Source organism: Streptomyces sp. NPDC048751, assembly GCF_043198595.1.
Classification (GTDB): Bacteria; Actinomycetota; Actinomycetes; order Streptomycetales; family Streptomycetaceae; genus Streptomyces.
In genome coordinates, this window is sequence record NZ_JBICUX010000004.1 from 35,280 (window position 1) to 59,776 (window position 24,497).

The 24,497-nt window shown below is 71.0% G+C and carries 24 protein-coding genes; 7 read left to right on the forward strand and 17 right to left on the reverse strand.

What is annotated here, in order from left to right:
- Positions 1–5: 5 nt before the first annotated feature.
- From ACGFNV_RS15140 to ACGFNV_RS15185, 10 genes are all read right to left on the reverse strand, one after another.
- Entirely contained in the window at positions 6–788 is a 783-nt protein-coding gene (locus ACGFNV_RS15140) for a FadR/GntR family transcriptional regulator (protein ID WP_393622595.1), read from the reverse strand.
- Positions 789–877: 89 nt separating this feature from the next.
- Positions 878–1,474, reverse strand: a complete 597-nt coding sequence (locus ACGFNV_RS15145) for an ATP/GTP-binding protein (protein ID WP_393622596.1) — start codon at positions 1,472–1,474, stop codon at positions 878–880.
- The gene (locus tag ACGFNV_RS15150; protein ID WP_393623311.1) at positions 1,455–1,823 is read right to left on the reverse strand and encodes a DUF742 domain-containing protein; all 369 of its coding nucleotides are present in this window, start codon (positions 1,821–1,823) and stop codon (positions 1,455–1,457) included. The genes ACGFNV_RS15145 and ACGFNV_RS15150 overlap by 20 nt, the downstream gene beginning before the upstream one ends.
- Positions 1,824–1,840: 17 nt before the next feature.
- Positions 1,841–2,275, reverse strand: a complete 435-nt coding sequence (locus ACGFNV_RS15155) for a roadblock/LC7 domain-containing protein (RefSeq protein ID WP_393622597.1) — start codon at positions 2,273–2,275, stop codon at positions 1,841–1,843.
- A gap of 2 nt (positions 2,276–2,277) precedes the next feature.
- Complete coding sequence (locus ACGFNV_RS15160; RefSeq protein WP_393622598.1) at positions 2,278–4,737, reverse strand: nitrate- and nitrite sensing domain-containing protein; 2,460 nt, start codon at positions 4,735–4,737, stop codon at positions 2,278–2,280.
- 146 nt (positions 4,738–4,883) lie between these two features.
- Entirely contained in the window at positions 4,884–5,279 is a 396-nt protein-coding gene (locus ACGFNV_RS15165; RefSeq protein WP_393622600.1) for a Zn-ribbon domain-containing OB-fold protein, read from the reverse strand.
- The gene (locus ACGFNV_RS15170; RefSeq protein WP_393622601.1) at positions 5,276–6,427 is read right to left on the reverse strand and encodes a thiolase family protein; all 1,152 of its coding nucleotides are present in this window, start codon (positions 6,425–6,427) and stop codon (positions 5,276–5,278) included. Before ACGFNV_RS15170 ends, ACGFNV_RS15165 begins: the two co-directional genes overlap by 4 nt.
- 4 nt (positions 6,428–6,431) lie before the next feature.
- Positions 6,432–8,006: an AMP-binding protein gene (locus tag ACGFNV_RS15175; RefSeq protein ID WP_393622603.1), complete on the reverse strand. Its 1,575-nt coding sequence runs from the start codon at positions 8,004–8,006 to the stop codon at positions 6,432–6,434.
- A 24-nt stretch (positions 8,007–8,030) separates the two neighbouring features.
- On the reverse strand, positions 8,031–9,521 hold the full coding sequence (locus ACGFNV_RS15180) for an aldehyde dehydrogenase family protein (protein WP_393622604.1): 1,491 nt from the start codon (positions 9,519–9,521) through the stop codon (positions 8,031–8,033).
- 93 nt (positions 9,522–9,614) lie between these two features.
- Positions 9,615–10,757 carry an acyl-CoA dehydrogenase family protein gene (locus ACGFNV_RS15185; RefSeq protein ID WP_393622606.1) on the reverse strand — a complete coding sequence of 381 codons (1,143 nt, stop codon included), beginning with the start codon at positions 10,755–10,757 and terminating at the stop codon, positions 9,615–9,617.
- A gap of 87 nt (positions 10,758–10,844) precedes the next feature.
- Between ACGFNV_RS15185 and ACGFNV_RS15190 the strand changes: the two genes are divergently transcribed.
- The 6 genes from ACGFNV_RS15190 to ACGFNV_RS15215 are packed head-to-tail and all read left to right on the forward strand — an operon-like array spanning position 10,845 to position 16,208.
- Positions 10,845–11,600 (forward strand): SDR family NAD(P)-dependent oxidoreductase, encoded by a 756-nt coding sequence (locus ACGFNV_RS15190; RefSeq protein WP_393622608.1) that lies wholly within the window; start codon positions 10,845–10,847, stop codon positions 11,598–11,600.
- Between the two features lies 1 nt (position 11,601).
- Positions 11,602–12,381, forward strand: coding sequence for an enoyl-CoA hydratase/isomerase family protein (locus tag ACGFNV_RS15195; protein WP_393622609.1), 780 nt, complete (start codon positions 11,602–11,604; stop codon positions 12,379–12,381).
- Positions 12,382–12,411: 30 nt separating this feature from the next.
- Positions 12,412–13,566, forward strand: coding sequence for a CaiB/BaiF CoA transferase family protein (locus ACGFNV_RS15200; protein ID WP_393622611.1), 1,155 nt, complete (start codon positions 12,412–12,414; stop codon positions 13,564–13,566).
- Positions 13,567–13,603: 37 nt separating this feature from the next.
- A complete protein-coding gene (locus tag ACGFNV_RS15205) occupies positions 13,604–14,515 on the forward strand; it encodes an SDR family NAD(P)-dependent oxidoreductase (RefSeq protein WP_393622612.1) in 912 nt (303 codons plus the stop codon).
- Positions 14,512–15,036 carry a DoxX family protein gene (locus ACGFNV_RS15210; RefSeq protein ID WP_393622614.1) on the forward strand — a complete coding sequence of 175 codons (525 nt, stop codon included), beginning with the start codon at positions 14,512–14,514 and terminating at the stop codon, positions 15,034–15,036. Before ACGFNV_RS15205 ends, ACGFNV_RS15210 begins: the two co-directional genes overlap by 4 nt.
- 14 nt (positions 15,037–15,050) lie before the next feature.
- Positions 15,051–16,208: an acyl-CoA dehydrogenase family protein gene (locus tag ACGFNV_RS15215; protein WP_393622615.1), complete on the forward strand. Its 1,158-nt coding sequence runs from the start codon at positions 15,051–15,053 to the stop codon at positions 16,206–16,208.
- Positions 16,209–16,274: 66 nt separating this feature from the next.
- Here ACGFNV_RS15215 and ACGFNV_RS15220 read toward each other — a convergent pair whose 3' ends face one another.
- From ACGFNV_RS15220 to ACGFNV_RS15250, 7 genes are read right to left on the reverse strand one after another with little or no spacing between them, the layout of a single operon-like run.
- A complete protein-coding gene (locus ACGFNV_RS15220; protein ID WP_393622616.1) occupies positions 16,275–17,390 on the reverse strand; it encodes an acyl-CoA dehydrogenase family protein in 1,116 nt (371 codons plus the stop codon).
- A complete protein-coding gene (locus tag ACGFNV_RS15225) occupies positions 17,387–18,667 on the reverse strand; it encodes an acyl-CoA dehydrogenase family protein (protein WP_393622618.1) in 1,281 nt (426 codons plus the stop codon). The genes ACGFNV_RS15220 and ACGFNV_RS15225 overlap by 4 nt, the downstream gene beginning before the upstream one ends.
- 18 nt (positions 18,668–18,685) lie before the next feature.
- Positions 18,686–19,834, reverse strand: a complete 1,149-nt coding sequence (locus tag ACGFNV_RS15230; protein ID WP_393622619.1) for a thiolase family protein — start codon at positions 19,832–19,834, stop codon at positions 18,686–18,688.
- Positions 19,831–20,274, reverse strand: a complete 444-nt coding sequence (locus tag ACGFNV_RS15235; RefSeq protein WP_393622620.1) for a Zn-ribbon domain-containing OB-fold protein — start codon at positions 20,272–20,274, stop codon at positions 19,831–19,833. The genes ACGFNV_RS15230 and ACGFNV_RS15235 overlap by 4 nt, the downstream gene beginning before the upstream one ends.
- A 1-nt stretch (position 20,275) precedes the next feature.
- On the reverse strand, positions 20,276–21,187 hold the full coding sequence (locus tag ACGFNV_RS15240; RefSeq protein WP_393622622.1) for an SDR family oxidoreductase: 912 nt from the start codon (positions 21,185–21,187) through the stop codon (positions 20,276–20,278).
- A 14-nt stretch (positions 21,188–21,201) separates the two neighbouring features.
- Positions 21,202–21,921, reverse strand: a complete 720-nt coding sequence (locus tag ACGFNV_RS15245) for a hypothetical protein (protein ID WP_393622624.1) — start codon at positions 21,919–21,921, stop codon at positions 21,202–21,204.
- Positions 21,921–23,246, reverse strand: coding sequence for a phenylacetate--CoA ligase family protein (locus ACGFNV_RS15250; RefSeq protein ID WP_393622626.1), 1,326 nt, complete (start codon positions 23,244–23,246; stop codon positions 21,921–21,923). The genes ACGFNV_RS15245 and ACGFNV_RS15250 overlap by 1 nt, the downstream gene beginning before the upstream one ends.
- Positions 23,247–23,404: 158 nt before the next feature.
- Here ACGFNV_RS15250 and ACGFNV_RS15255 point away from each other — a divergent pair, with 158 nt between their 5' ends.
- Entirely contained in the window at positions 23,405–24,484 is a 1,080-nt protein-coding gene (locus ACGFNV_RS15255) for an amidohydrolase family protein (RefSeq protein WP_393622627.1), read from the forward strand.
- Positions 24,485–24,497: the final 13 nt, after the last annotated feature.

Consider the following 24,497-nt stretch of genomic DNA (forward strand, 5'->3'; position numbering starts at 1 on the left):
GCCGGTCAGCCGAGCAGGTCCAGGACGGTCGTCATGGACCTGCTCTGCAGCAGGTAGTCCTCGGCCTCCTGGAGGTGGAGCCGCCACAACTCCTCGGCGGCCTCGGTCCGGCGGGCGTCCACCAGCTCCACGAGCGCGCGGTGCGCCCGGAAACCCCGGCGGTTGGCCCGTATGTTCTCGGCGCTGCCGGCGTCGAGGTCGACGTGGGACCAGTTCGCCTGGTCGATGATGTGCCGGACCATGCCGTTGAGGACGCTGAGCGTCTCGTTGCCCGCCAGCTCCACGACGAGCGCGTGGAACTCCATGTGGGCGCGGATGAACGCCGACGGGTCGTCCATCAGCCGCTCGGCCTCGGCGACGGCGGCCCGCAGCCGCTCCAGATCCGCGTCGGTGCGCCGTTCGGCCAGCAGACCGGCGCACGGCGCCTCGATCACCGTACGGGCGTCGTACACGTCCTTGAGGGTGGTACCCCGGTATTCGAGGACCACCCCCGCGTAGCGGGCGGCGACCGTGCCCTCCGGGACCTGCACCCGCGCGCCACCGCGGGCGCCCCTGCGCACGCTGATCAGCGACTCCGACTCCAGCACCCGGAACGCCTCGCGCAGTGTGGGCCGGGAGACGGCGAACTCCGCCATCAGGGCCGTCTCGGCCGGCAGCGCCTGGCCCTCGGCGAGTTCTCCGCGCACGATCTTGCGGCGCAGCTGTGCCGCCACGAGTTCGGCCATCTTGGGTACGCGCACGCGAACGCCGTTGACCCCGCCGCCGCCCTGTTTTCCCGTCACACTCATCGCAGGGTCCACCTCCGTCCGCCCCGCAGGCGCGGAACACAGCCCGAACACTCGGGTGGGCCCATCGTACAACTAGATAACTCTTTGAACTAGGTCAACGAGTTTTTCAGGATGAGGTGTTCGGCCAGGGAGAGCAGCAGATCGCGGCCGACGGAGCGCTCCCGCATGTCGCCCATCAGCAGCGGGACTTCGGGGTCGAGGTCGAGCGCTTCGCGGACCTCGCGCTCGTCGCGGTCCCTTCGCCCGTGGAAGCAGTTGACACCGACCACGAAGGGGATGCGGCGGCTCTCGAAGAAGTCGATGGAGGCGAAGCTGGTCTCCAGGCGCCGGGTGTCGGCCAGGACGACCGCGCCGAGGGCACCCTGCACGAGGTCGTTCCACATGAACCAGAAGCGCTCCTGACCGGGCGTGCCGAAGAGGTAGACCACCAGCCGCGGATTGACCATGATGCGGCCGAAGTCCATGGCCACCGTGGTGGTGGTCTTCCCCTCGATGCCGCCGACGTCGTCGACGCCGACGCTCGCGACGGTCAGATACTCCTCGGTGCGCAGCGGCGGCACCTCGCTCACCGCGCCGACCAGGGTCGTCTTGCCCACGCCGAAGCCGCCGGCCACGAGGATCTTGACCGCCGCGGGGGCCGTGCCGCCGGTGGTGCGCCGGATGAGGTCAGAGTCTGCGGAGGCCATCCCTCACCGCCCTGAGTAGGTTCATGTCCCAGTTGCTTCCTGCCGCGACAGCGAGCGGCGGACGGGTGGTCGCCCTGCCCATGGCGACCAGGTCGTCGATGAGGATCTTCGTCACCGACAGGGGCAGGTCCAGTGCGGCGGCGATCTCGGCCACCGCCGCGGGAGCGCGGCACTGCCGCAGGATCGCGCGGTGTTCGGGTTGCAGGCCGCGGGAGCCCGCTCGGGTGGGTTCGGGGTCGACGGTCGAGACGAGGGTGATCAGCGTGAGGTCGTCACGGGCCGGCGCGGTCCGGCCCTGCGTGATGGTGTAGGGCCGTACGGACAGTGCTTCCGCGTCGCCCGGCTCCATGCCGTCCGTCCAGTGGCTCACTCACGCACACCGCCCTCGCGTCCGGGGATCACGACGCGTGCTTCGGTGCCGAGGCGCTGCCCGACCTGCTGCATGAGCGTGTGCATGGCCACGGCCATCAGTTCGGCGTCCACCTCCTGGGACGCCACGACGGCCAGATGCGTACCCCGGCCCGCCGCGGAGATGAACAGCCACAGGTCGGCCAGCTCGACGATCACCTGGTGCACCGGACCGCCGTCGAACAGCGCTCCGACTCCTCGGGCCAGGCTCTGCTGGCCCGTGGCCACGGCGGCGAGGCGTTCGGCGTCGCCGCGGGCGATGGTGCTGGACTGGCTCACCACCAGACCGTCGTCGGACAACACGATGGCGTGCCGAGTGCCCGGGACCTGTTCGACCAGACCGTCCAGCAGCCAGTCGAGATCCTGATGAGTGGCGGTCGTTCGCAGTGTCATGGTCAGTCTTCCGTCGGGATGCTTCTGCGGGGCGGCAGGGGCGGCAGGCCGTTCGCGGGGCCGCGGTCGGACGTGGGGGTCGTACGCCGGGCCATCCGGGACTGGCGCTGGAAGGCACCGACCGTGGCGCCGGAGCGAGTCGGCACGGGCCCGGGGACGGACCGGTCGCCGTCCTGAAGCGTCCGGACGGCCGCGTCCGGGTTCCGCAACTCGTCGACGAGGCTCGCCTGGCGCACGCGCTTGGGCAACGGCCTGATCACGTCCGGCCCGGGGTCCCCGGGTGGCGCACCGAACACTCCCCGCGTGGCGCCGACGTGCGGCCCGTCGGACACCCGCGGCACGCCGTGGGGGCGCGGCGGCCCGGTCCACGCGCCGTCCGGCGGCCCGCCGGCGGGGACCGGGTAACGGGCGCCGGGGACGGCCCCCTGCTCCTCGCCGGGCCCGGACTGCGCCGCGGGCACGAACAGGTTCGGCGGCGGCCAGGAGGCGACAGGCTCGGCCGGCCCGTCCGCCGGCTCCTCAGGGCCGTCGGCGACGACCAGCTCGTCGGGGATGAGGACCACCACCCGGGTCCCGCCGAACGCGGAGGGCCGCAGTTCCACCTGGATGCCCAGTCCCTGCGCCAGCCGGGCCACGACATACAGTCCGAGCCTGACGTCGTCGGCCCTCGACATGACGTCCATGCGGGGCGGTTCGGTCATCAGCCGGTTGAGCGCCTCGTACTGCTCGGCGTCCATGCCCACACCGCGGTCCTCGATCTCGACCGCCAGGCCGCGTCCCACCCGGGCGGCGTACACCTCCACGGGAGTGGGCGGCCTGGAGAAGCCCACCGCGTTCTCCATGAGTTCGGCCAGCACATGGATCACCAGGCCGACCGCGCGCTCGGACAGCCAGACGCGGCTCTCCACCTCGATCTGGATGCGCCGGTAGTCCTGGACCTCGCTCTGGGCGGAGCGCAGCACATCCAGCAGCAGCACGGGCTTGCGCCAGCGGCGCTGGGGCTGGCCGCCGCCCAGGATCACCAGGTTCTCCTCGTAGCGCCGCAGCCGGGCGGTCAGGTGGTCGAGGTCGAACAGGTCCTCCAGAACCTCCGGGTCCTCGTGCTTGCGCTCGAGTTCGCTGAGCTTCTTCATCTGCAGACCGATGAGCAGTTGGGTGCGCCGGGCGATGCGCTGGAGCAGCTTCTCGAAACCGTGGAACTGCCCCACCTGGGCCACCGTGGTGTCCAGGACGGTGTGGCGCGCCAGGTTGAGCGCCTGGCCCAACTGGCCGAGTTCGTCGCCGCCGTGGCGGATCGCGGGAAGCTCGGCGTCCGGGTCGACCGTCTCGCCCCTGCGCATGCGCTGCACCACGTCCGGCAGCCGGGTCTGCAGATCCAGGGCGGCCGTACGCAGCGCGGAGATCCGTCGGCGCAGCATGCGGGTGAACAGCACGGTGATCAGCGCGACCACGACGACGGCGACCGCGTTCGTCACGCTGGTGACGATCAGCCGGGTCCGGGTCGCTCCGAGCTTCTCGTCCGTGGCCGCCGTCAGCGTCTTCGCGTAGGCGGCGTTGCGCTCCTGGAGACCGGCGGTGACCTGCTGGACGCCGGCACGCCAGTCCCGGCCGAGGGCGGCGGGGAACCGGTCCGTGTCGGAACCGGCGAACACGGCCTGTTCGACGTCGGTCTTCTTCTTCCACGCACTGCCCGACATGAGCTTGCGGAAGAGCTCGGCCTCGTCGTCGGGGAGCAGTGGGACGACCTTGCTGTCGTAGATGAACTCCTGGGAGCCGATCCAGCCGGCCAGCTGTCCGCGGTCCTTGCCGGAGAGGCGACCGGTCACGGAGGCACGAGTGAAGAGCGCGTCCTCGCGCGAGATCATCTCCAGGCCCCAGTCCTCGTCGATGGCCGGCCTGGCGAGGTGGTCGACGCCGGGCAGACCCACGTTGCTCAGCGTGTTGAAGACGTTCAGGTGCTGGGCGACAAGACCGGTGTAGCGGTCGAACGTCTGCTGCTGCGAGGCCGTCCGCTCGTCCACACCGGAGCGGTAGTCGGCCAGTTTCCTCAGATCCTGCCCCAGGTCGGCGACGGCGTGACGGATGTCGTCGGGGGCCTTCCATCCGCTTGCGGGCAGTTCCTGGACGGTCTTCACGACCGCGTCGGTACGGGCGCGCTGCTCGCGCAACTGCTTCTGGTAGGCGGTGGGATCGGCCAGCGCGGCACCGCTGAGCCGGCGTTCCTCCTGGAGGTTGAAGAAGACTCCCAGGATGGGGCGGGCTGCGTGGGTGGACACGTCGTTGCGTTCCCGCTGCTGCGACCAGTCCGCATAGAGCTGCGCCGAGCTCGTCGCCCAGAGCGCCACGAGGGTCACGATGGGCACCAGCGCCAGGACCAGCAGGACCGTACGCAAGGACGGCTGTCGTCCGGCTTCCCGGTCGCGCTGGTCCTGTCTCTTCGACGCACGTGCATGCACTGCCACTTCGGGTCCCCAGCGATGCTCTAAAGGGCGGGCCGTCTCGACGGGCCCGCGCGATGGCGCAGATGCTATCCCGTTTAAACAGCTAACTAAGCATCCTGAATGCAATGAGACGTCAAATCGTGACGAAGGGGCAGCGCACCCGTGAATCAGCCGGCCGGCACGAAGTACGGCAGTGTGATGCGGTCCGTGAGGGGCCGGAAGTCCACGCGTACGCGCATGCCGATGACGACGTCGTCAGGGTCGCCGGAGTCGACGTGAGAGAGCAGGGTGGCGCCGTCGTCGAGGTCGATCACGGCGAGAGCGAAAGGCGTGTCGAATCCGGGGCCCGGAGCGCGGTGGACCACGGTCACCGCGTAGACGGTGCCCCGACCGACGCTGGGCACGTACCGCCAGTCCCGCCCCATGCATCCCGGGCAGGCGGGCTCGGGGACGAAGAACCGCAGGCCGCAGGCCGGGCAGTACGGCACGACCAGGTCGCCGCGCCGGGCCGCTTCCCAGAACGGTGCGGACAGCGGGGTGGGGACGGGTACGGGCCGGCTCATCGCATCCTCCCCAGCACGCTCATCTCGTAGTGCTGTGCCCCGGATCCGGCGTTGCCGACGACAGCCAGCTCCGCGCCCTCGACCTGGTGCACGGCCGTGCCGCGCAACTGCCGTACGGCCTCGACGACTTTGAGGGTCATCTGCTGTGTCCCGTTCCACGCGTACGCCAGGCAGCCGCCGTCCGGATTGACGGGATGCTTGCCACTGACGGCGATGCCGCCACTGGCGGCCAACGGTCCGCCCTCGCCCTCGCCGCACAGACCGAGGGCCTCCAACTGCCTGATGATCTCGAAGGAGTTGGGGTCGTAGAGGGAGAAGACGTCCACGTCGTGCGGGCCGACGCCCGCCATGGCGTAGGCGCGGGTGGCGGCGTCCCGGCCGAGTTGACCGACCTCGCGGTACAGCGCCGGGTTGGCGTACGCGGCCTGGTGGTACTCCATGCCGCCGCCGAGTACGGCGACGGGCGGGTGCGGCAGGTCCTTGGCCCGTTCGGCGGTGGTCACCACGAGCGCGGCGCCGCCCTCGCCGACGATGCAGCAGTCCAGCAGGTGGAAGGGTGTGGCCACCATGCGGGAGGCGAGCACGTCGTCGGCGGTGTACGGGCCGCGCCCGTACATCATCGCCTCCGGGTTGGTCGTGCCGTTGTTGCGGATGGTGGCGGCGACCTCGGCGAGCTGGCGGGAGGTCGTCCCGTACTCGTGCATGTGCCGGGCCGCCACCAGTGCGAACTGGGCGACGACATAGCTGCCCCACACGTCGGCGAACTCCAGCGCCACCCCGGCCCCGACGGGGCCCGCCCCGCGCGAGACCAGCTTGCAGCCGCCCACCACCACGGTGTCCGCGAATCCGGCGCGGATCGCCGCCGCCGCCTTCAGCAGGCCCCGCGAGCCGGCGTTGTCGAGCATGGAGTCGCTGGTCCAGCGGAGGTCCCGGCCGAGCATGCGCGCCCAGGAGCTGCCCTCACCGGGGACGCCGCCGGGGCCGGGCCAGTCGACCTGGGCCCCGTCGACGTCCGCCGGGGTCAGCCCGGCGTCCTCGATCGCCCCGGACACCGCTTCCAGGGCGAGGTCCATGGCGTCGCGGTGCGGGAGGGACAGGGCCTGCTCGGTCGCGTGGACGCCGACGACGACGGGCTCACGGCCGTTCACGGCCTCACCGTCCCGCGCCCAGTGTGTCGCCGCCGGGGTACCCGCCGCCGCCGAATCTCTCGTCCAGCGCCTCGTAGTCCTTGGCGTAGTCCTTGGTGCGCGGCAGCGCCTCGACGAACTCCACCGTCTTCGGCTTCTTGTACGAGGCGATCCGCGTCCGGCAGTGCTCGATGACGTCCTCCGCCGTGACCGGGTCGGCGCCCTGGTGGAGTACGACGACGGCCTTGACGTCCTGCGCCCAGCGCTCGTTGGGCACGCCGATCACGGCGGCCTCCTTCACGGCCGGGTGCGCTTCGATGCAGTTCTCCACCTCGGCCGGGAAGATGTTCTCCGCCGCCGACTTCAGCATGCGGGTCGTCGTCCCGAGGAAGCTGATCGTGCCGTCGGGTTCGCGACGGCCGAGGTCGGTGGTGTGCCACCAGCCGAAGCGGAAGCGCTCCTCGTTGATCTCCGGCCGGTTCCAGTAGCCGAGGTGCACGAGGTCGCCGCGGACGCAGATCTCTCCGGCCTCGCCGACCGCGCACTCCTGGCCGGTGCCGTCGAGGACACGTACGGCGGTGAAGGGCCCGGGGCGTCCCGCGTTGCCGGCGCCCGTGCCCCCGTAGGCGCCCGTCACGGCGAAGCCGGTCACCTCGGTCTGCCCGTAGCCGCGGCCCTCGCCGCCGCCGTTGCGGGTGAAGCGACTGGTGTCGGTGGGGACGGTGCCCTGCCAGAGGGGGGCGGCCACACTGGCCTTGAGCCGGGACAGGTCGTGACCCGCCTCGCGGTTCAGCTCGACGAGCCGCGCGATGGTCGGCGGCATCAGATAGGCGTGGGTGCAGTGTTCCCCTGCCAGCAGCGGCAGCAGTTCCTCGGCGACCACACGGCGGACGACCACGTTCTTGCCGCCGTGCACGAAGGCCGGTACGCCCCAGAACTGGTAGTTGCCGATGTGGAACATCGGTCCGGCGCCCAGGAAGGCGGTCTCCCGGCCGATGTCCCCCATCCAGGCGGCGCTCGCACCCATGGTGAGCAGGTTGCGGTGGGAGAGCATCGAGCCGGACTGCCGGCCGGAGATCGCCGCGGTGTAGATGACCAGGAGCGCGAAGTCGGGATCGACGTCGGCGGCCGGGTCCTCCGGCGCGCCGGACGCCAGGAAGGACTCGTAGGACCCCGGACCCTCGGTGTCGTGGCGGAGCCACAACGCGCGGTGGTCGCTGCCCAGTTCGGCCCGTGCCTTGGCGACCGTCTCGCCGATCTCCTCGTCCTGCCAGACGACGACGGCGGGGTCGAAGTCCTCGACGGCGAACGCCATTTCGGGGGCGGCCCAGCGCCAGTAGCCGGGACAGACCATGGCGCCGATCTTCGCGGCGGCGCCCAGCAGCTCCCAGATGCGGAAGGAGTTCTGGCCCAGCCACAGGATCCGGTCGCCCGGGCCGACCCCGGCGTCGATGAGGGCGTGGGCGAGTCGGTTGGTGCGCTCGTCCAGCTGCGGCCAGGTGAGCCGCACGTCTCCGTCGACGAGCGCGACGCCGTCGGGATACGACCTGCGGTGCTCACGGATGAGGTCGCCGAACGTCAGGCGGCGGGCGCGATGCATGGTGTTGTCTCCCAGACTCTGAAGTCAGACGCGGCCGACGCCTACGCCCTTGACGTTGATGAACTCGTCCAGTCCGGCCCTGCCGCCCTCCCGGCCGAACCCGCTGATGCCCACTCCGCCGAACGGTGTGGCGGGCGAGGTGATCGGGTTGGGGCCGGGGTTGACGTAGACCGTCCCGGCCTTCAAGCGCGGCACCAGTCGGTTGACGCGTGTGATGTCGCGGCTCTGGATGTAGGCGGACAGGCCGTACTCGGTGTCGTTGGCGAGGGCGACGGCCTCGTCCTCCGTGTCGAACGGGGTGAGGGCCAGGACGGGCCCGAAGATCTCCCGCTGGGCGAGGTCGCTGCGGTTGTCGACGTCCGCGAAGACGGTGGGGGCGACGAAGTAGCCGTCGGACGCGATGCGTTCGCCGCCGAACACGAGCCGGCCCGCGCTGTCCTCGATCGCCTTGTCGATCACTGTCTGGACGCGGTCGCGTGCGGCCTCGTTGATGAGCGGTCCGATGTACGTCGTCGGGTCGAGCGGGTCGCCGACGGGCAGGTGGGCCACCACCCCGGCGACGCGAGCGACGACCTCGTCGTAGATCGGGCGCTCGACCAGCAGCCGGGTGGGCAGTGCGCAGCCCTGGCCCGTGTTGCTCATGGCGAAGGCCGCACAGTACGGCACGACGGTGTCGAGGTCGGTGTCGGCGAAGAGCAGGTTCGCCGACTTGCCGCCCAGCTCGAACACGACCGGTTTGAGGCTCAGTGCCGCGTCGGCCATGATGCGGCGGGCGGTGGCGGGACCGCCGGTGAAGGAGATCTTGTCCACACCGGGGTGCGTGACCAGCGCCGACCCCGCGTCACCGAGGCCGGTGACGACATTGATCACGCCCTCGGGGATGCCCGCCTCACGGGCCAGGTCGGCGAAGAGCAGCGCGGAGAACGGTGTGGACTCGGCCGGCTTGATGACCACCGTGTTGCCGGCCGCGAGCGACGGCGGGACCTTCATCGCCAGGGACAGCGCGGGCGAGTTCCAGGTGATGATGTGGCCGATGACGCCGTACGGCTCGGCGATGGTGTACTCGACGTTCTCGTGCGGGCTGTAGGCCGCGCCCACCATGCCCTCGATCTTGTCCGCCCAGCCGGCGTAGTACTCGGTCCACTCGGCGACGTGCGGTCCGACGTTCTCCGCCCAGCCGCCGACGCAGACGCCGTTCTCCAGCGGGCAGATCGCCGCGAAGTCGGGGATGTGGTCGCGCAGCAGTCCGGCGAAGCGGGTGAGCAGGCGGCGGCGCTCGGCGGGGCGCATGGTGCCCCACACGTCGAAGGCCCGGCGGGCGGCGGCCACGGCGCGGTCCACCTCGACGGGGCCCGCGAGCGGGATGTGCGCCTGGACCAGGCCGGTGGCCGGGTTGCGGTGCTCGTAGAGACCGCCGCTCGTGTCGGTGACGTCCTTGCCGTCGATGACCAGCCGAGGCTGCGGCAGATCGTGCTCGGCCCTGTCCTGGTGCAGTTTCACATCGACCGTGACCACGGAGGCCTCCTCGAGCCGCGTCCCATATCTCGCTTAAATAGCTAACCTATTTACCCAAGGCAGTCAATGCTTCAAGCAGGGTGCCACCAGGCGTTACAGACCCAGCGACCGGCCGACGATCTCCTGCATGATCTCCGAGGTCCCGCCGAACACCCGTTGCACCCGGCTGTCCCGCCAGATGCGCGCGATCTCGTACTCGTTGACGTATCCGTAGCCGCCGAAGAGCTGCATGCAGCGGTCGATGACCTCCCACGCGGTCTCGGAGGTCCAGTACTTGGCCGCGGCGGCCTCGTCGGCGGTCAGCTCGCCCTCGAGGAGGGCCATGATGCAGCCATCGACGTAGACCCGGGCGACACCCAGCCTGGCCTTGAGGTCGGCGAGCGCGAACCTGTTGGCCTGGAACTCCCCGATGGGCCGGCCGAACGCGGTGCGGGTCTTGGCGTACTCGAGGGCCAGCGCGAAGGCCCGGTCGGCCGCCGCGAGTGAGGAGACGGCGATGGCGAGGCGCTCGGTGGGGAGGTTCCCCATCATGTGGTAGAAACCGCGCCCCTCCTCCCCGATGAGGTTCTCCACGGGGACGCGCACCTCGTGGAAGAAGAGTTCCGCGGTGTCCTGGGCCTTCATCCCGACCTTGTCGAGCTTGCGTCCACGCTCGAAGCCCGGGGTGTCGCGCTCGACGACGATCAGGCTGATGCCCTTGTGCCCGGCGTCCGGATCCGTCTTGCAGGCGACGATGACCAGGTCGGCGAGGATGCCGTTGGTGATGAAGGTCTTGGACCCGTCGATCACCCACTCGTCGCCGTCCCGGCGGGCGGTGGTGCGGATGCCCTTGAGGTCGGACCCGGCGGCCGGCTCCGAGAGAGCCAGCGCGCAGATCGTCTCCCCACTGGTCACGCCCGGCAGCCAACGGGCCTTCTGCTCCGGGGTGGTGAGGTTCATCAGGTAGGGCGGGACGACGTCGTTCTGCAGCCCGAGCCCGATGCCGACCGAGCTGGTGGCCGCCATCTCCTCAGCCATGATCGCGTTGTAGCGGAAGTCCCGGATCCCCTGGCCGCCGTACTCCTCCGGGAACTGCCAGCCGATGAGCCCGGCCTTGCCCGCGGCCGCCCACGCGGCCCGGCTCACCTGGCCGTCACGCTCCCACTGCTCGGCGTACGGGGCGCATTCGCGCAGGTAGTAGGAGCGGGCGGTCTCCCGGAACAGCTCGTGCTCCTCGGTGAAGATCGTACGGCGCATGCTGGGCTCCCCACTCACAGATCTCGCTTATTTAGCTGAAGTAGTTATACGATAGCGCTGTATCTAGACCTGGGCGAGGGAGGACGCGTGAGCGTACGGGACAAGGTGGCGCTCGTCACCGGGGCGGGCCGCGGCATCGGCGAGGCGATCGCCGGGACGCTGGCCGCCCACGGAGCCTCGGTCGCCGTCTGGGACGTGGACGCCGAGGCCGCCGGGAAGGTCGCGGCCGGTCTCGCCGAACGGTACGGGGTGCGCGCCACCGGGGTCGGCGCGGACATCTCCGACAGCTCGGCCGTACGCGCGACCGTGGAGCGGGTGACCGCCGAACTCGGCCCGGTGGACGTCCTGGTCAACAACGCGGCGGTCGACGTCATCGGCCGGTTCGTCGACAGCACCGAGGAGACCTGGGACCGGATCATCGCCGTCAATCTGCGCGGCACGATCACGGTGACCCGGGCCGTGCTCGACTCGATGATCGAGCGCGGCGGCGGGCGGATCGTCCACGTCGCCTCGGACGCCGGCCGGGTCGGTTCCTCCGGTGAGGTCGTGTACTCCGCGACGAAGGGCGGTGTCATCGCCTTCGGCAAGGCCCTGGCCCGCGAGGTCGCCCGGCACGGCATCACGGTGAACAGCGTCTGCCCAGGGCCGACCGACACCGCGCTGCTCGGCCAGGTCGCCGACTACAGCCAGAAGATGTACGAGGCGACCGTGCGCGCGATCCCGTTGCGCCGCGTCGCCCAGCCCAGCGAGATCGCCGGTGTGGTGGCCTTCCTCGCGTCCGACGACGCCGCCTACATGACCGGGCAGACGCTCTCGGTCAGCGGCGGCCTCACGATGGTCTGAGGTGAGCACCGTGCTGCGCGTCGAACTCCGTGACCGGACGGCCGTGTTGACCCTCGACAGGCCGGGTCGGCTCAACGCCGTCGGCTCGGAGACCGTGGACCTGCTCACGCGGGCGCTGAACGACGTACGCGACAACGACGACGTACGTGCCCTGGTCGTGACCGGAGCGGGCCGCGCCTTCTCGGCGGGTGCCGACCTCGGGGAGATCGAGTCGTTCACGACCCCCGGGCAGTTCCGGGCGTTCGTGGGGCGCCTGACCGAGGCGTTCGCGCTCCTGGAGAACTTCCCCAAGCCCTCCGTCGCGGCCGTCCACGGGTTCGCCTTCGGCGGCGGTCTGGAGCTGGCGCTCGCCTGCGACCTGCGGGTGGCCGAGCGCGGTACCAGGCTGGGGCTCCCCGAGATGAAACTCGGCGTGCTGCCCGGTGCGGGCGGCACGCAGCGGCTGCCGCGTCTGGTGCCGCCCGCGATCGCCAAGCAGATGATCCTCACCGGCGAGCCGATCGACGCCGAACGGGCCTGGGAGCTGGGGCTGGTCAACGAGCTGGCCGAACCCGGAGGCGCGCTCGAGGCAGCGGAGGCATTGGCGGCACGACTGGCCGCGGGCGCCCCGCTGGCGCTCTCCGCGGGCAAGCGGCTCGTCGACTACGGCCTCGGCATGGATCTGGAGGCGGCGATCGCCTACGAGCGCGAGACCGTCTCGGTGCTGTTCTCGACCGAGGACCGGATCGAGGGGCTGAAGGCCTTCCGGGAGCGCCGCCCCGGCGACTTCCGCGGCGAGTAGTGGACGTACCGACAGACAGGGAGGTGGGCCGTGCGGCCACTGGAGGGCATTGCCGTCGTCGAGCTGGGCATGTGGGTGGCGGCGCCGGCCGCGGCGACCATGCTCGCCGACTGGGGCGCGGACGTGGTGAAGGTGGAGGCGCCGACCGGCGACCCCAACCGGTACACACTCCGCCACGTCGGCCAGGACATCGACAGCGCGCCCCCGTTCGAGACCGACAACCGCGGCAAGCGCGGGATCGTCCTCGACCTGCGTTCCGAGGAGGGCAAGGGCGTACTGGAGCGGCTGCTGGAGCGCGCCGACGTGTTCGTCACCAACCTGCGCCCCGGCGCCCTGGAGCGGCTGGGCCTGGCCCCGGACGAGCTGCGCGTCCGCCATCCCCGCCTGGTCGTGGGCACGTTGACGGGCTACGGCTGGAACGGCGCCGAACGCGACCGCGCCGGGTACGACGTCTCCGCCTTCTGGGCCCGCCCCGGCATCGCCGCCATGCTCAACCCGGCGGGGGAACCGCCGCCCGGCATCCGCCCGGGGCTCGGCGACCGCACGGCCGCGTCCAATCTGGTGGCGGGTGTGCTGGCCGCGCTGCTGCGACGCGAACGCACCGGCGAGGGCGGCGTGGTGGACGTGTCGCTGCTGCGGTCCGGGACGTACGCCAACGGCAACGACCTCGCCCTGCAGAACTTCTTCGGCAGGCGCGGCCGTACCCGCCACCGCACCGAGCACGAGTCCCCGCTCTACAACTGCTACCGGGCCGCCGGCGACCGCTGGTTCTGGCTGGTCGGCCTGGAGGGCAACCGGCACTGGCCCGGCATCGTCAGGGCGCTGGGCCGCGAGGACCTGGACACGGACGAACGGTTCGCGACCGGCAAGGCCCGGCGCGGCCACGTACGCGAGCTGATCGCGGTGTTCGACGAGGAGTTCGCGAAGCGGCCGCTGGAGGAGTGGGCGGTGCGGTTCGACGCCGAAGGCGTGTGGTGGGCGCCCGTGCAGACGCTGGCGGAGGTGGCCGCCGATCCGCAGGCCGAGGCGGTCGGGGCCTTCGTCGAACAGCCCGGCATGGGTGACGCGCCGCCGCTGCGGACGGTGGCGACGCCGGTCAGCTTCTGGGGCGTCGACGACAAGCCCCGCACCGGCGCACCGACACTCGGCGAGCACACCGACGCCGTACTGCGCGAACTCGACTGATCACATACATCCGCTACATCTGCTCAGGAGGCAGGACGTGGGCATCCTCGACGACAAGGTCGCCATCGTGACCGGCGGCGGCAGAGGGCTGGGCCGGGCGCACTGCCTGGCACTCGCCGAGGCCGGCGCGACCGTGGTGGTGAACGATCTCGGCTCGGGCATACACGGCGAACGGACCGGCGACTCCCCCGCCGACGACGTGGTCGCGGAGATCACCAAGCTCGGCGGCCGGGCGGTCGCCAACCACGCGTCGGTGACGGACTGGGCGGCGACCGAGACCATGGTCTCGGACACCGTCGCTGAGTTCGGACGCCTCGACATCGTCGTGAACAACGCGGGCATCGTGCGTGACCGCATGCTGTTCTCGATGAGCGAGGCCGAGTTCGACGCGGTGATCGCGGTCCATCTCAAGGGCACGTTCGCGCTCACCCGGCACGCGTGCGCGTACTGGCGCGAGGCGTCGAAGCGGGGTGAGCGCGTCGCCGGACGAGTGATCAACACGACCTCCGGGACCGGGCTGTTCGGCAACCAGGGGCAGTCCAACTACGGCGCCGCGAAGGCCGGGATAGCGGGGCTCACCGTCCTCACCGCCCTGGAGATGCGCAAGTACGGCGTCACCGCGAACGCCATCTCCCCCATCGCGGCCACACGGATGACGGACGGACTGCCCGTCGGGGAGTCCCTCCAGGCCGTCGACGGCTTCGATCCGCGCGACCCCGCCAACGCCTCCGGTGTCGTCGTCTACCTGGCCTCGGACAGCGCGGCATGGCTGACCGGCCAGGTTCTGCGCATCGAGGGCAACCGGCTGAACCGGCTGCAGGGGTGGACCGTCGCCGGCGTCCACCCCAGCCGGTCCGGCAATGCCCTCACCTACGACGAACTCGTCGACGCGGTACCGCAGTTGTACGGCGTCGCCCCGGCGGGTCGAGCCACCGGAGCGGGCCAGTGAAGGCCCAGGGACACGACGTCGCCGCCCTCGTGCTGCGCGCGACGCTCGGCCCGATGCTCTTCGCGCACGGCTGGAACAAGGTCGCCGGGCCGGGCGGGCTGAAGGGGACGGCGGGCTGGTTCGAGGCGCTCGGTCTCGAGCCGGCCGAGGTGCACGCCCGTATGGCCGCCGGGACCGAGATGGCGGCGGGGGTGGGCATCGTCCTGGGCGCGGCCAACCCCCTGCCCGCCGCGGCGGCCGTCGGGCTGATGACCGTCGCCGCGCGAACGGATCACCGGGGCAAGGGCTTCTTCGTGTTCAAGGGCGGCTGGGAGTACGTCGGTGTGGTGGGCGGTGCCGCCGTCGCGCTGGCGGGACTGGGCCACGGCAGGTACTCGCTCGACGGGCTGCTGCGGCGGCAACGCGCGGGTGTGGGGCCCGCGTTGCTGGCGGCAGGGCTCGGCACCGCGAGTGCCGCGGCGCTCCTGGCTGCCTGCTACCGACCGGGCCGGAAGCCCGACGAGACACAAGTGGATCACTAGGCAAGGGAGTCGACATGGACGCGGCTGACTTCAGCGACGTGCTGTCCGAGGTCCGGCGTTTCGTCCGGGAACGTGTCGTACCGCTCGAGGCGGAGATCGACGAGAAGGACGAGATGCCCGCGGACATCCGCGAGGCGGCCAGGAAGATGGGACTGTTCGGCTTCGCGCTGCCCGAGGAGTACGGCGGGCTGGGTCTGTCGATGTACGAAGAGGCCCAGTTGATGTTCGAGCTCGGGTACACGACCCCGTCCTTGCGTTCCATGTTCGGGACGAACAACGGCATCGCGGGGCATGTCCTGATGGTGGGCGGCACGGAGGAACAAAAAGCCGCCTGGCTGCCGAGGATCGCCTCGGGCGAGGTCCTGGCATCCTTCGCGCTCACCGAGCCCGACGCCGGATCCGACCCCTCGACACTCACCACCCGCGCCCACCTCGACGGCGACACGTGGGTGATCAACGGCGCCAAGCGGTACATCACCAACGCCCCCCTCGCCGACGTCTTCATGGTCTTCGCCCGCACCGACCCCGACGCCCCGCGCACCCGCGGCATCTCGACCTTCCTGGTCCCCGCCGGCACTCCGGGTCTGACCGTGGCCCCCCGGGACCACAAGATGGGCCAGTTCGGCGCCTGGACCGCGGACGTGTACTTCGACGACGTACGGGTCCCGGCCTCCGCCCTCGTCGGCGGCGAGGACGGCCTGAACCGCGGGTTCGCCACGGCGATGGGCTGCATCGCGCACGGCCGGGTCCACATCTCCGCGCTGATGGTCGGCATGGCCGAGCGCCTCGTCGACGAGTCGGTCGGATACGCGAGCACGCGCCGACAGTCCGGGAAGCTCATCGGCTCCTTCCAGCTCGTCCAGGGCCTCATCGCCGACGCGCAGACCGACTACTACACCGGACGCGCCACCGTCCTGGAAGCCGCCCGCGCCTTCGACGCCGGCACCGACACCAAGATCGGCCCGTCCTGCGCGAAGTACTTCGCCAGCGAGATGGTGTGCCGGGTCGCGGACCGCGCGGTGCAGGTCCATGGCGGGGCGGGCTACATGCGCGGGGTCGCCGTCGAGCGCTTCTACCGGGACGCCCGCCTGTTCCGCATCTACGAGGGCACCAGTCAGATCCAGCAGGTCATCATCGCGAAGGCACTGCTGGGCGAGGCGGCACGCGGCTGACCGGTGAAGCCGGCCGCCACGACGAAGAAGGCCCCCGTCCCGGGGGCCTTCTTCGTCGTGGCGATGTCAGACGCCGAGCCGGTCCAGCAGCCGCTCGTGATACACCGCCGGGCCGCCGAACAGCAGCTGCGAGGACTTGGCCCGGCGGAAGTACAGGTGCGCCGGGTGCTCCCAGGTGAAGCCGATGCCGCCGTGGACCTGGATGTTCTCCATGGCCGCGACCAGGTACGCCCGTGAGCAGCACGCGTGCGCGACCGCGGCGGCGACCGCGAAGTCCGCCGACCCCTCGGCGGCGAGCCGTGCCGCCTCCCGGGAGGAGGCCTCGGCCAGTTCCACCTGGACGAGCATGTCGGCACACTTGTGCTTGACCGCCTGGAAGGACCCGATCGGCCGGCCGAACTGGTGACGGCTTCGGGCGTACTCCGTGCTCATCTCCAGGCACCGGCGCGCCCCGCCCGCCTGTTCCGCCGCGAGCGCGACCGAGGCGGTGTCGAGGACCGTGGTCATGATGCGCCCGCCCTGTCCGTCGGCCCCGACGAGGGTCGCCGGCACGCCCTCGAACGTCAGCCGGGCCATGGCCCGGGTGGCGTCCAGGGTCTCCATCGGCTGGACCGCCAGTCCCGTCGCCTCCCTGTCGACGGCGAAGAGCGAGGGGCCGGCGACCGTGCGCGCGACGACGAGCAGCAGATCGGCCGTCGTACCGTCGATGACGAAGCTCTTGCGGCCCTTCAGCCGCCAGCCGCCGTCTCCGGCCGGCACGGCGCGCGCGGAGACCAGCGCGGGGTCCCAGGAGCCGTTGTCCTCGGCGACGGCGAGCGTGGCGGTGGTGCGTCCGGCGGCGATGCCGGGCAGGTGGCGCGCGCAGGCCTCGGTGTCTTTGGAGGCCAGCAGTGCCTGGGCGGCCAGGACGACCGTGGCGAAGAACGGCGCGCACAGCAGGGCGCGGCCCATCTCCTCCAGGACTACGCCGAGTTCGACCGGGCCGAAGCCGTCGCCGCCGTACTCCTCCGGAATGGCCAGGCCCGGCAGCCGCAGCTGGTCGGCCGCCTGTGCCCACACCGCCGGGTCGAAGCGCGGTTCACTCTCCATGAGCTTGCGCACGGCCTCCTCGGGCGACTTCGCCTCCAGGAACTCCCGTACGGAGTACCGCAGTTCTCGCAGTTCGTCTTCGTCGGCGGTCATGGGCGCACCTCCTTGGCAGCGGTGGTCGCCGGTTCCTTGGGCAGGCCGAGGACACGTTCCGCGAGGATGTTCTTCATGATCTCCTCCGTGCCGCCTAGGATCCTGAGGGCCGGGGTGGCCAGGAGCAGTTCGCTCCAGGCGTACGTGCCCCACTGGCCGGTGTCGGCGATGGCGCGCGGCCCGAGCGCGTCCGCCACGAAGTGGGCCGCACGGGTGAGGTTCTGGCCGTACATCAGCTTCGAGACGGACATCTCGGGGCCCGGGGCGACTCCGGCGCGCAGCCTGCGCAGCGCCCGGGCGTTGAGGTGCTCGGTGGCGATGGCGTCCACGAGGAGTTCGGCGAGGCGGGCGCGCAGGGCGCGGTCGTCCCAGGTCCAGGTGGCGCGCATCAGTGCCGAGAGGCGGTCCGGGGACAGGGCGGCGGCGACCGGTCCCGCGCCCTCGCTGCCGACCGTGGCGCGCTCGTTCATCAGGGTGGTCAGGGCGACCGTCCAGCCGCCGTCGACCTCACCGAGGCGGTGGTCGTCGGGGATCCGTACGTCGGTGAGGAAGACCTCGTTGAAGTCGGCGCCGCCGGTCATCTGGCGCAGCGGCCGGACGTCGACGCCGGGGGCGTCCATGGGGACCAGGAACGCCGTGATGCCGCGGTGCTTGGGCGCGTCGGGGTCGGTGCGGGTCAGCGCGAGGCCGATCTGGCTGTGCTGGGCGACCGAGGTCCACACCTTCTGTCCGTTGAGCACCCAGCCTCCCCCACTCTCGGCTTCGCTCGAGCGGGAGGGGCCCCCATCGTCCCGGACGGCGCGGGTCGCCACGCTCGCCAGGTCGGATCCCGCGCCGGGCTCGCTGAACAGCTGGCAGGCGATGGCGTCCCCGCGGTACATCGCGGGCAACCAGCGGTCTCGGATGCCGGGTTGGGCATGGGCGAGGATCGTCGGGCCGATCATGCCCAGGCCGACCACACTGAGCACGCCGGTGTCGGGGACGTCGTACTCGGACTCGACGGCGTCGTAGAGCAGGTCGTGGACGGGCGTCAGCCCCCGGCCGCCGTACTCGGGCGGGCCGGTGATCCAGCCGAAGCCGTTCTCGTGGCGGATCCGTTGCCACGCGCGCGCCCGCTCCACCTGCTCGCGCTCCTCCTCGGGCGGGAGGCTGCTGAAGTACGCCATCGAGTCGTCGCCCTCGCCCCAGGTGAAGGCGGTGCGGTCGGGCGCCCTCGCCACGTGCGCGTCGAGGAAGCGGCGCGCCTCGGCGGCGAAGTCCTGCGGGTCCTGTTCCATCGCTTGCTCGCTCCGCTGTCAGGTCGAGAGGATCGTCACCGCCGACGCGCCCGGCGCGCCGTACAGGTGGGTGTAGCCGACTCGGGGTGTGCCGGGGATCTGCCGGGTCCCGGCCGTGCCGCGCAGTTGGAGGACGATCTCGTGGATCTGGCGCAGTCCGGACGCGCCGATCGGCTCGCCGTTGCCGAGCAGTCCGCCGTCGGTGTTGACCGGGAGGCTGCCGCCGATCTCGGTGGCGCCCTCGGCGATGAGGCGTTCCTGCTCGCCGTCCTTGCAGAGGCCGTTCTCGGCCATGTGGATGATCTCCGACCCGGCGTCGGTGTCCTGGAGTTGGGCGACGTCGACGTCCTCGGGGCCGATGCCCGCCTTCTCGTAGGCCTCCCGGGAGGCGTCCACCGTCGGGCTCTCGACCGGGTCCCCGACGGGGAACGACGGGCTCTGCACCTCGAACGCGCCGAGTCTGCGGCTGCGCAGGGCGGTGGAGCGGATCCGTACGGGCTTCCCGGTGTACCGGTGGGCCTGGTCGGCTCGGCACAGCACGAGGGCCGCGGCGCCTTCGTTCGGGCCGCAGTACATGAACTGGCGGAGGGGGTGGTTGAGGACCGGGGAGGCGAGGATCTCCTCGACCGACAGGGGCTGTCGGCGCCAGGCCTTCTCGTTGCCGGCCGCGTTGCGGAAGTTCTTCGACGCCACACGCGCGAGCGTCTCGTGGGAGATGCCGTGGTCGTGCATGTAGCGGTTGATCTTCATGCCGAAGAAGTGGGTGGTGAGGAAGAGGCCGGTCTGTCCGTACCAGGCGGGGATGCCCGCCACGGACGGATCGGCGGCGAAGGCTCCGCGCGGGTGTTTGTCCAGGCCGATCGCGACGGTCAGGTCGTGCTCGCCGCTCTCGATCGCGCGGGCGGCCTGTGCCACCGCCGTGCCGGCGGTCGCACAGCCGTTGAACACCCCGCGCAGGGGTACCCCGGTCAGTCCGAGGCGCCCGACGATCGCGTCCGGGTTGGCGACCTCGTAGCTGCCGATGTAACCGCCCTGGATCTGTGGCCAGGTGACGCCGGCGTCGGCGAGCGCCAGCCGTACCGCGTCCGCGCCCATGTCCAGCGCGGGCTTGCCGGGGAACCGGCCGAACGGGTGGAGCCCCACCCCGATGATGACGGCCTCGGTCACGGTGTCTCCTCATCGGCCGGCGCGAACGCAAACGTCATGATGTCCGTGCCGTCGTCCCGCACGGCGTAGGGCACGAGCGTCAGCCGCATGTGCTGTCCGATCCTGAGCTTCGCCGGGTCGGGTTCGGTGAGGCGGGCCTCGACCAGCAGTTCGCCTGGCAGCTCGATGTAGCCGACCGCGTAGGGTTCGAAGACTTCGGGGCCGTCGTACGGCGGCGACGGTGGGCGGAAGTTCTGGGTCGTGTACGTCCACAAGGTGCCGCGGTCCGCCAGCAGCCGTTCCTTCGGCTCGGCGCTCGCGCACCGGAGGCAGACCGGGGCGGCCGGGAAGCTCACCAGGCCGCAGGCCGTGCACTCGGAGCCGATGAGCCGGGGAGGCGTGGACGGGTCCGGCGGCCAGGTGAACAGGCCCTCGGCGACGGGTTGTTGTGCGGTGGGCATCTCAGGCTCCGTTCCGGTGGCCCAGGGCGTCGGCGTTCGGCGCCGCCTTGGCCACCAGGTTGGGGACGACCGAGGAAAGCTCCTCCTGTGTCCACCGGGACTCGGTGCTCGCGCCGGGGCCGTTGACCCAGCCCTCCAGGACCGTGACGCGGTTGCCGACGACACCGAAGACGCGGCCGGTGACCTCGCGGGAGGCGGCGGAGCCGAGCCACACGACGAGCGGTGCGATGGCCTCGGGAGTGAGGTCCTGGGCCTCGGCGGCCCGTTTCATCATCTCGATGTCCTCGGTCAGCCGGGTGAGCGCGGTGGGCGCGATGGCGTTCACCGTCACGCCGTAGCGGGCGAGTTCGGCGGCGGCGATGAGGGTGAGACCGGCGATTCCCGCCTTGGCGGAGCCGTAGTTGGACTGGCCGGGGTTGCCGAAGATGCCGGACGGGGAGGTCGTGTTGATCACCCGGGCGTCGTTGTGGTGACCGGACTTGGCGCGCTCGCGCCAGTAGGCGGCCGCGTGGTGCAGGGTGGCGAAGCCGCCCTTGAGGTGGACGGCCAGCACGCTGTCCCAGTCCTGTTCGGTCATCGACACGATCATCCGGTCGCGCAGGATGCCGGCGTTGTTGACCAGCACGTCCAGACCGCCGTAGGTGTCCACGGCCTGCTGGATCAGGTGGGCCGCACCGTCCCAGGTGGAGATGTCGTCCGTGTTGGCCACGGCCTCTCCGCCGGCCGCGACGATCTCGTCCACCACGGCCTGGGCGGGTCCGGCCGAGGCACCCGCACCGTCGCGCGAGCCGCCCAGGTCGTTGACCACGACCTTCGCCCCGTGCGCGGCGAACGCCAGGGCGTGTGCCCGGCCGATCCCGTTGCCGGCGCCCGTGACGACCACGACCCGGCCGCCGACCACTTCTTCGGACATCCTCAACTCCTTGATCAGGAAGACTGGTTGGCCTCGGCGAGCAGAACCCGCGGGTCCTCGCTGCCGCAGGCGCACCGGCCGGTGACGACGCGGCCGGCGAGGCCGAGCGGTGTCTCGGGGAGCAACGAGGTACGCCCCTCCCCCGCCGCCACGGACAGCTGCCCGTCCCACTCGCCGAGCCGCCATTCGGCGGCGTTGACGTGCGCGCCGCTCCGCTCGGGACACTCCAGCGCCAGGGCCGGTCCGACGGCCGAGATCACACAGGCGGACACACCCACCCCCCGCAGGAGCGGTACGGCGGCGGGCCGGGCCAGGACGAGCGGTGTCGGCCGGAACATCTCACCGATGTCGGCCGAGCCGGCGAGTCCTTCCAGGGTCTCGGCGGACAGACCGATGACCGTGTGCGGGGTGAGTTCACGGTGGAAGACGGCGGTGCGGCGGTGGTCCCAGCCCATCGCCTCGGCGATGCCGTACGTCACCTTCAGCGCGCGCAGGGCGCCGATGACCGCGTGTCCCCAGAAGCCCTCGAAGCCGGAGGCGGTGAGCAACGCCCGCTGACCTGCGGCGAGGCCGTGCTCCCGTAGCCGCGCGGTGGCCCAGTCGGTGTCCCGGGCCAGTTCCGCCCAGGTCAGGTCCATGTCCCGGACGCCGTCGGCGGTGGGGAAGCGCACGACGTAGGCGAGTGCGGGCCGGTCGAGTGTCCTGGCCCGGGCGAGGGTGTCGGCGCGGGCCATCAGCTCTTCACCACCCGGGGGAACTTGGCGACGCTGGTCATGGTCTTCAACAGGTCCTCCTCGGTGCGCATGTCGAGCACCGGCTTGACGCCGGTCCGTACCCGCACGGCCTCGCCCAGCCGGCCGGCCAGGGCGTCGACGTCGCCGGTGAGCGCGGGGTCGTAGCCGACGCGCAGGCGCAGTTCGTCGACCTCGCGGCGGTCCCGGACGATCTGGAAGACCCCGGCCACCGTCTCCGGCTGGTCCTCCACCGCCTGCCAGATGTCCCGCAGGACCACGGAACGCCCCTGGACCACCGTCTCGTCGCCGCGCCGCCCGGCCACCCACATCCGGGCGTGGGTACGCCCGCAGCCGCAGGTGTCGCGCGAGAGGCGGACGAGGTCCTCGCTGCGGTAGCGGATCAGCGGGGCGGCCCGGTTGTCCAGGTCGGTGGCGACCAGTTCGCCGAGGTCGCTCTCCGGGACGTCGTGCCATGCCCCGTCCTCCCCGATCTCGACGCACTCGGCGAAGACGGTGTCCTCCCAGAGGTGGAAGCCGTCGTGCTCACGGCACTCCCACGCGGTGCCGGTGTCGGCGGCGCTGGTGTACTCGTAGACGTCGATGCCCCAGTCGTCGCGGATACGTTCGCGCATCTTGCGGCTGAGGGGCTGACCGGCGCAGGAGGCGCCCTTGAGTGAGGAGAAGGCCTCCTTGAGGTCGACCTTCTCGGCCAGGTGCTCCAGCTCCACCATCTGCGGATACATCATCTGCAGGTAGGCGGGGCGGTACGTGCGCAGCGCCTCGACGACCTCGTGCATCCTGCCCATCCAGGTGTCCACCTCGATGACGACGGCGCCGAGTGCCTGGTAGCCGGGGTCCATCAGATTGCGGAAGGTGCCGGGCGGGCTGAGCACCCGGTCGCCCGGCCTGAGGCCCAGTTCCCACAGGTCACGCACCTGCGCGGTCACCAGGGGAGGCGCGTCCTGCCAGATCTCGGCGAAGAACTCCGGGTCGCCGGTGGTGCCCGAGCTGGAGGAGACCGAGGTCAGCTCGTCGACCGGGACGCAGAGCAGACCGCCGAAGGGGTCGCCGGTGCGGGCCCGGTAGGAGCGCACCATGTCCTTGGTGATGAACGGGACGCGCGCCCGGAAGTCCTCCAGGGATCGGATGTCGCGCGGGTGCACCCCGTGCTCGTCCCACAGCTCGCGGTAGAAGGCGGAGTTGGTGTAGGCGTACCCGACGAGGTCGAGGACCCGTTCCTCCTGCCGCGCGCGCAGTTCCTCGCGGGGCATGGTCTCCACCTGTGGCTCGAAGTACCTGTCACCGGTGTCCCTGTCACCCACCATGGCGCCTCCTCGCGGCTCGGTGCCCAGATCTTCCAACCATCAGGGCAATCAGTCAACCAATTAGACGGATTCAAGACGAGGACCGCACCACCTTCCCTTTGGTCGCCGATACAACTAAAATCGCTAACTGATTACATCCATTGCCTTCAGGGAGCGTCATGACGAAGATCTGGGTCAACTCCGGGGACTCCCATGTGATGGAACCCGCCGACGTGTGGACCGAGAGGCTGCCGGCCCGGCTCGGCGCCCGGGCCCCGCGCAGCGAGCGCGGCGAGAAGTACGAGATGCTCTACATCGACGGCGAGCGTATCGACCGACAGCTCGGCGACTTCATGGACGCCATGCGCCCGCCGGGCGCGTGGGATCTGAACGTCCGCCTCAAGGACCTCGACCAGGAGGGCGTGTGGTCCCAACTGGCCTTCCCCTCCATGGGGTTCTGGCTCGTGTCGATCACCGACCGGGAGCTCGCCCGGGAGACCGTACGGGCGTGGAACGACTGGGCGTACGACGAGATCCTCAGCAAGAACAAGCGCGTGATCACCACCGCCTGTGTCTCGACGGCCGACATCGGCGACGCGGTCGCCGAGCTGGAGCGGGCGGCCGAGCTCGGCTTCAAGGCGATCTTCCTGCCGTGCTCGACACGGGAGGGCGAGGAGTACGCCCTCGACCGCTGGGAACCTCTGTGGACCGCGGCCGAGCGTGCGGGCGTGGTGCTGGGCTTCCACATCGGCACGGGCGGCCAGAACGTCGTCTTCCGCGGACCCGGCGGCGCGGTCGTCAACTACATGGAGACCACCTACCCGGGCATGCGGGTGGTGTCCCACCTGGTCGCCGGCGGTGCCCTCGACCGGCACCCGGATCTCAAGATCCTCATCGCGGAGGGCGGCGCGGGCTGGGTGCCCGCCATCGGCGACCGGATGGACGAGGCCTACCGCCAGCACGGCATGTTCGTACGTCCGAAGCTGAGCCGACTGCCGAGCGAGATCATCCGGCAGCAGGTGTACGCGTCCTTCCAGCACGACAAGAGCTCGGTGGAGATCGTCGAGTCCACCGGCTACCGCAACGTGATGTGGGGCGACGACTACCCCCACCTGGAGGGCACCTACGGCCACACCCAGGCCACGTTGCACGACCTGTTCGACGGCGTGCCGGACGACGTCCGCGACCGGGTCACACGCGGCACCTTCAACGAGCTCTTCGACCTGCCCGAGCCGACTCCCCAGGAGACGGCCGTCTGACCGGCGCGGCACC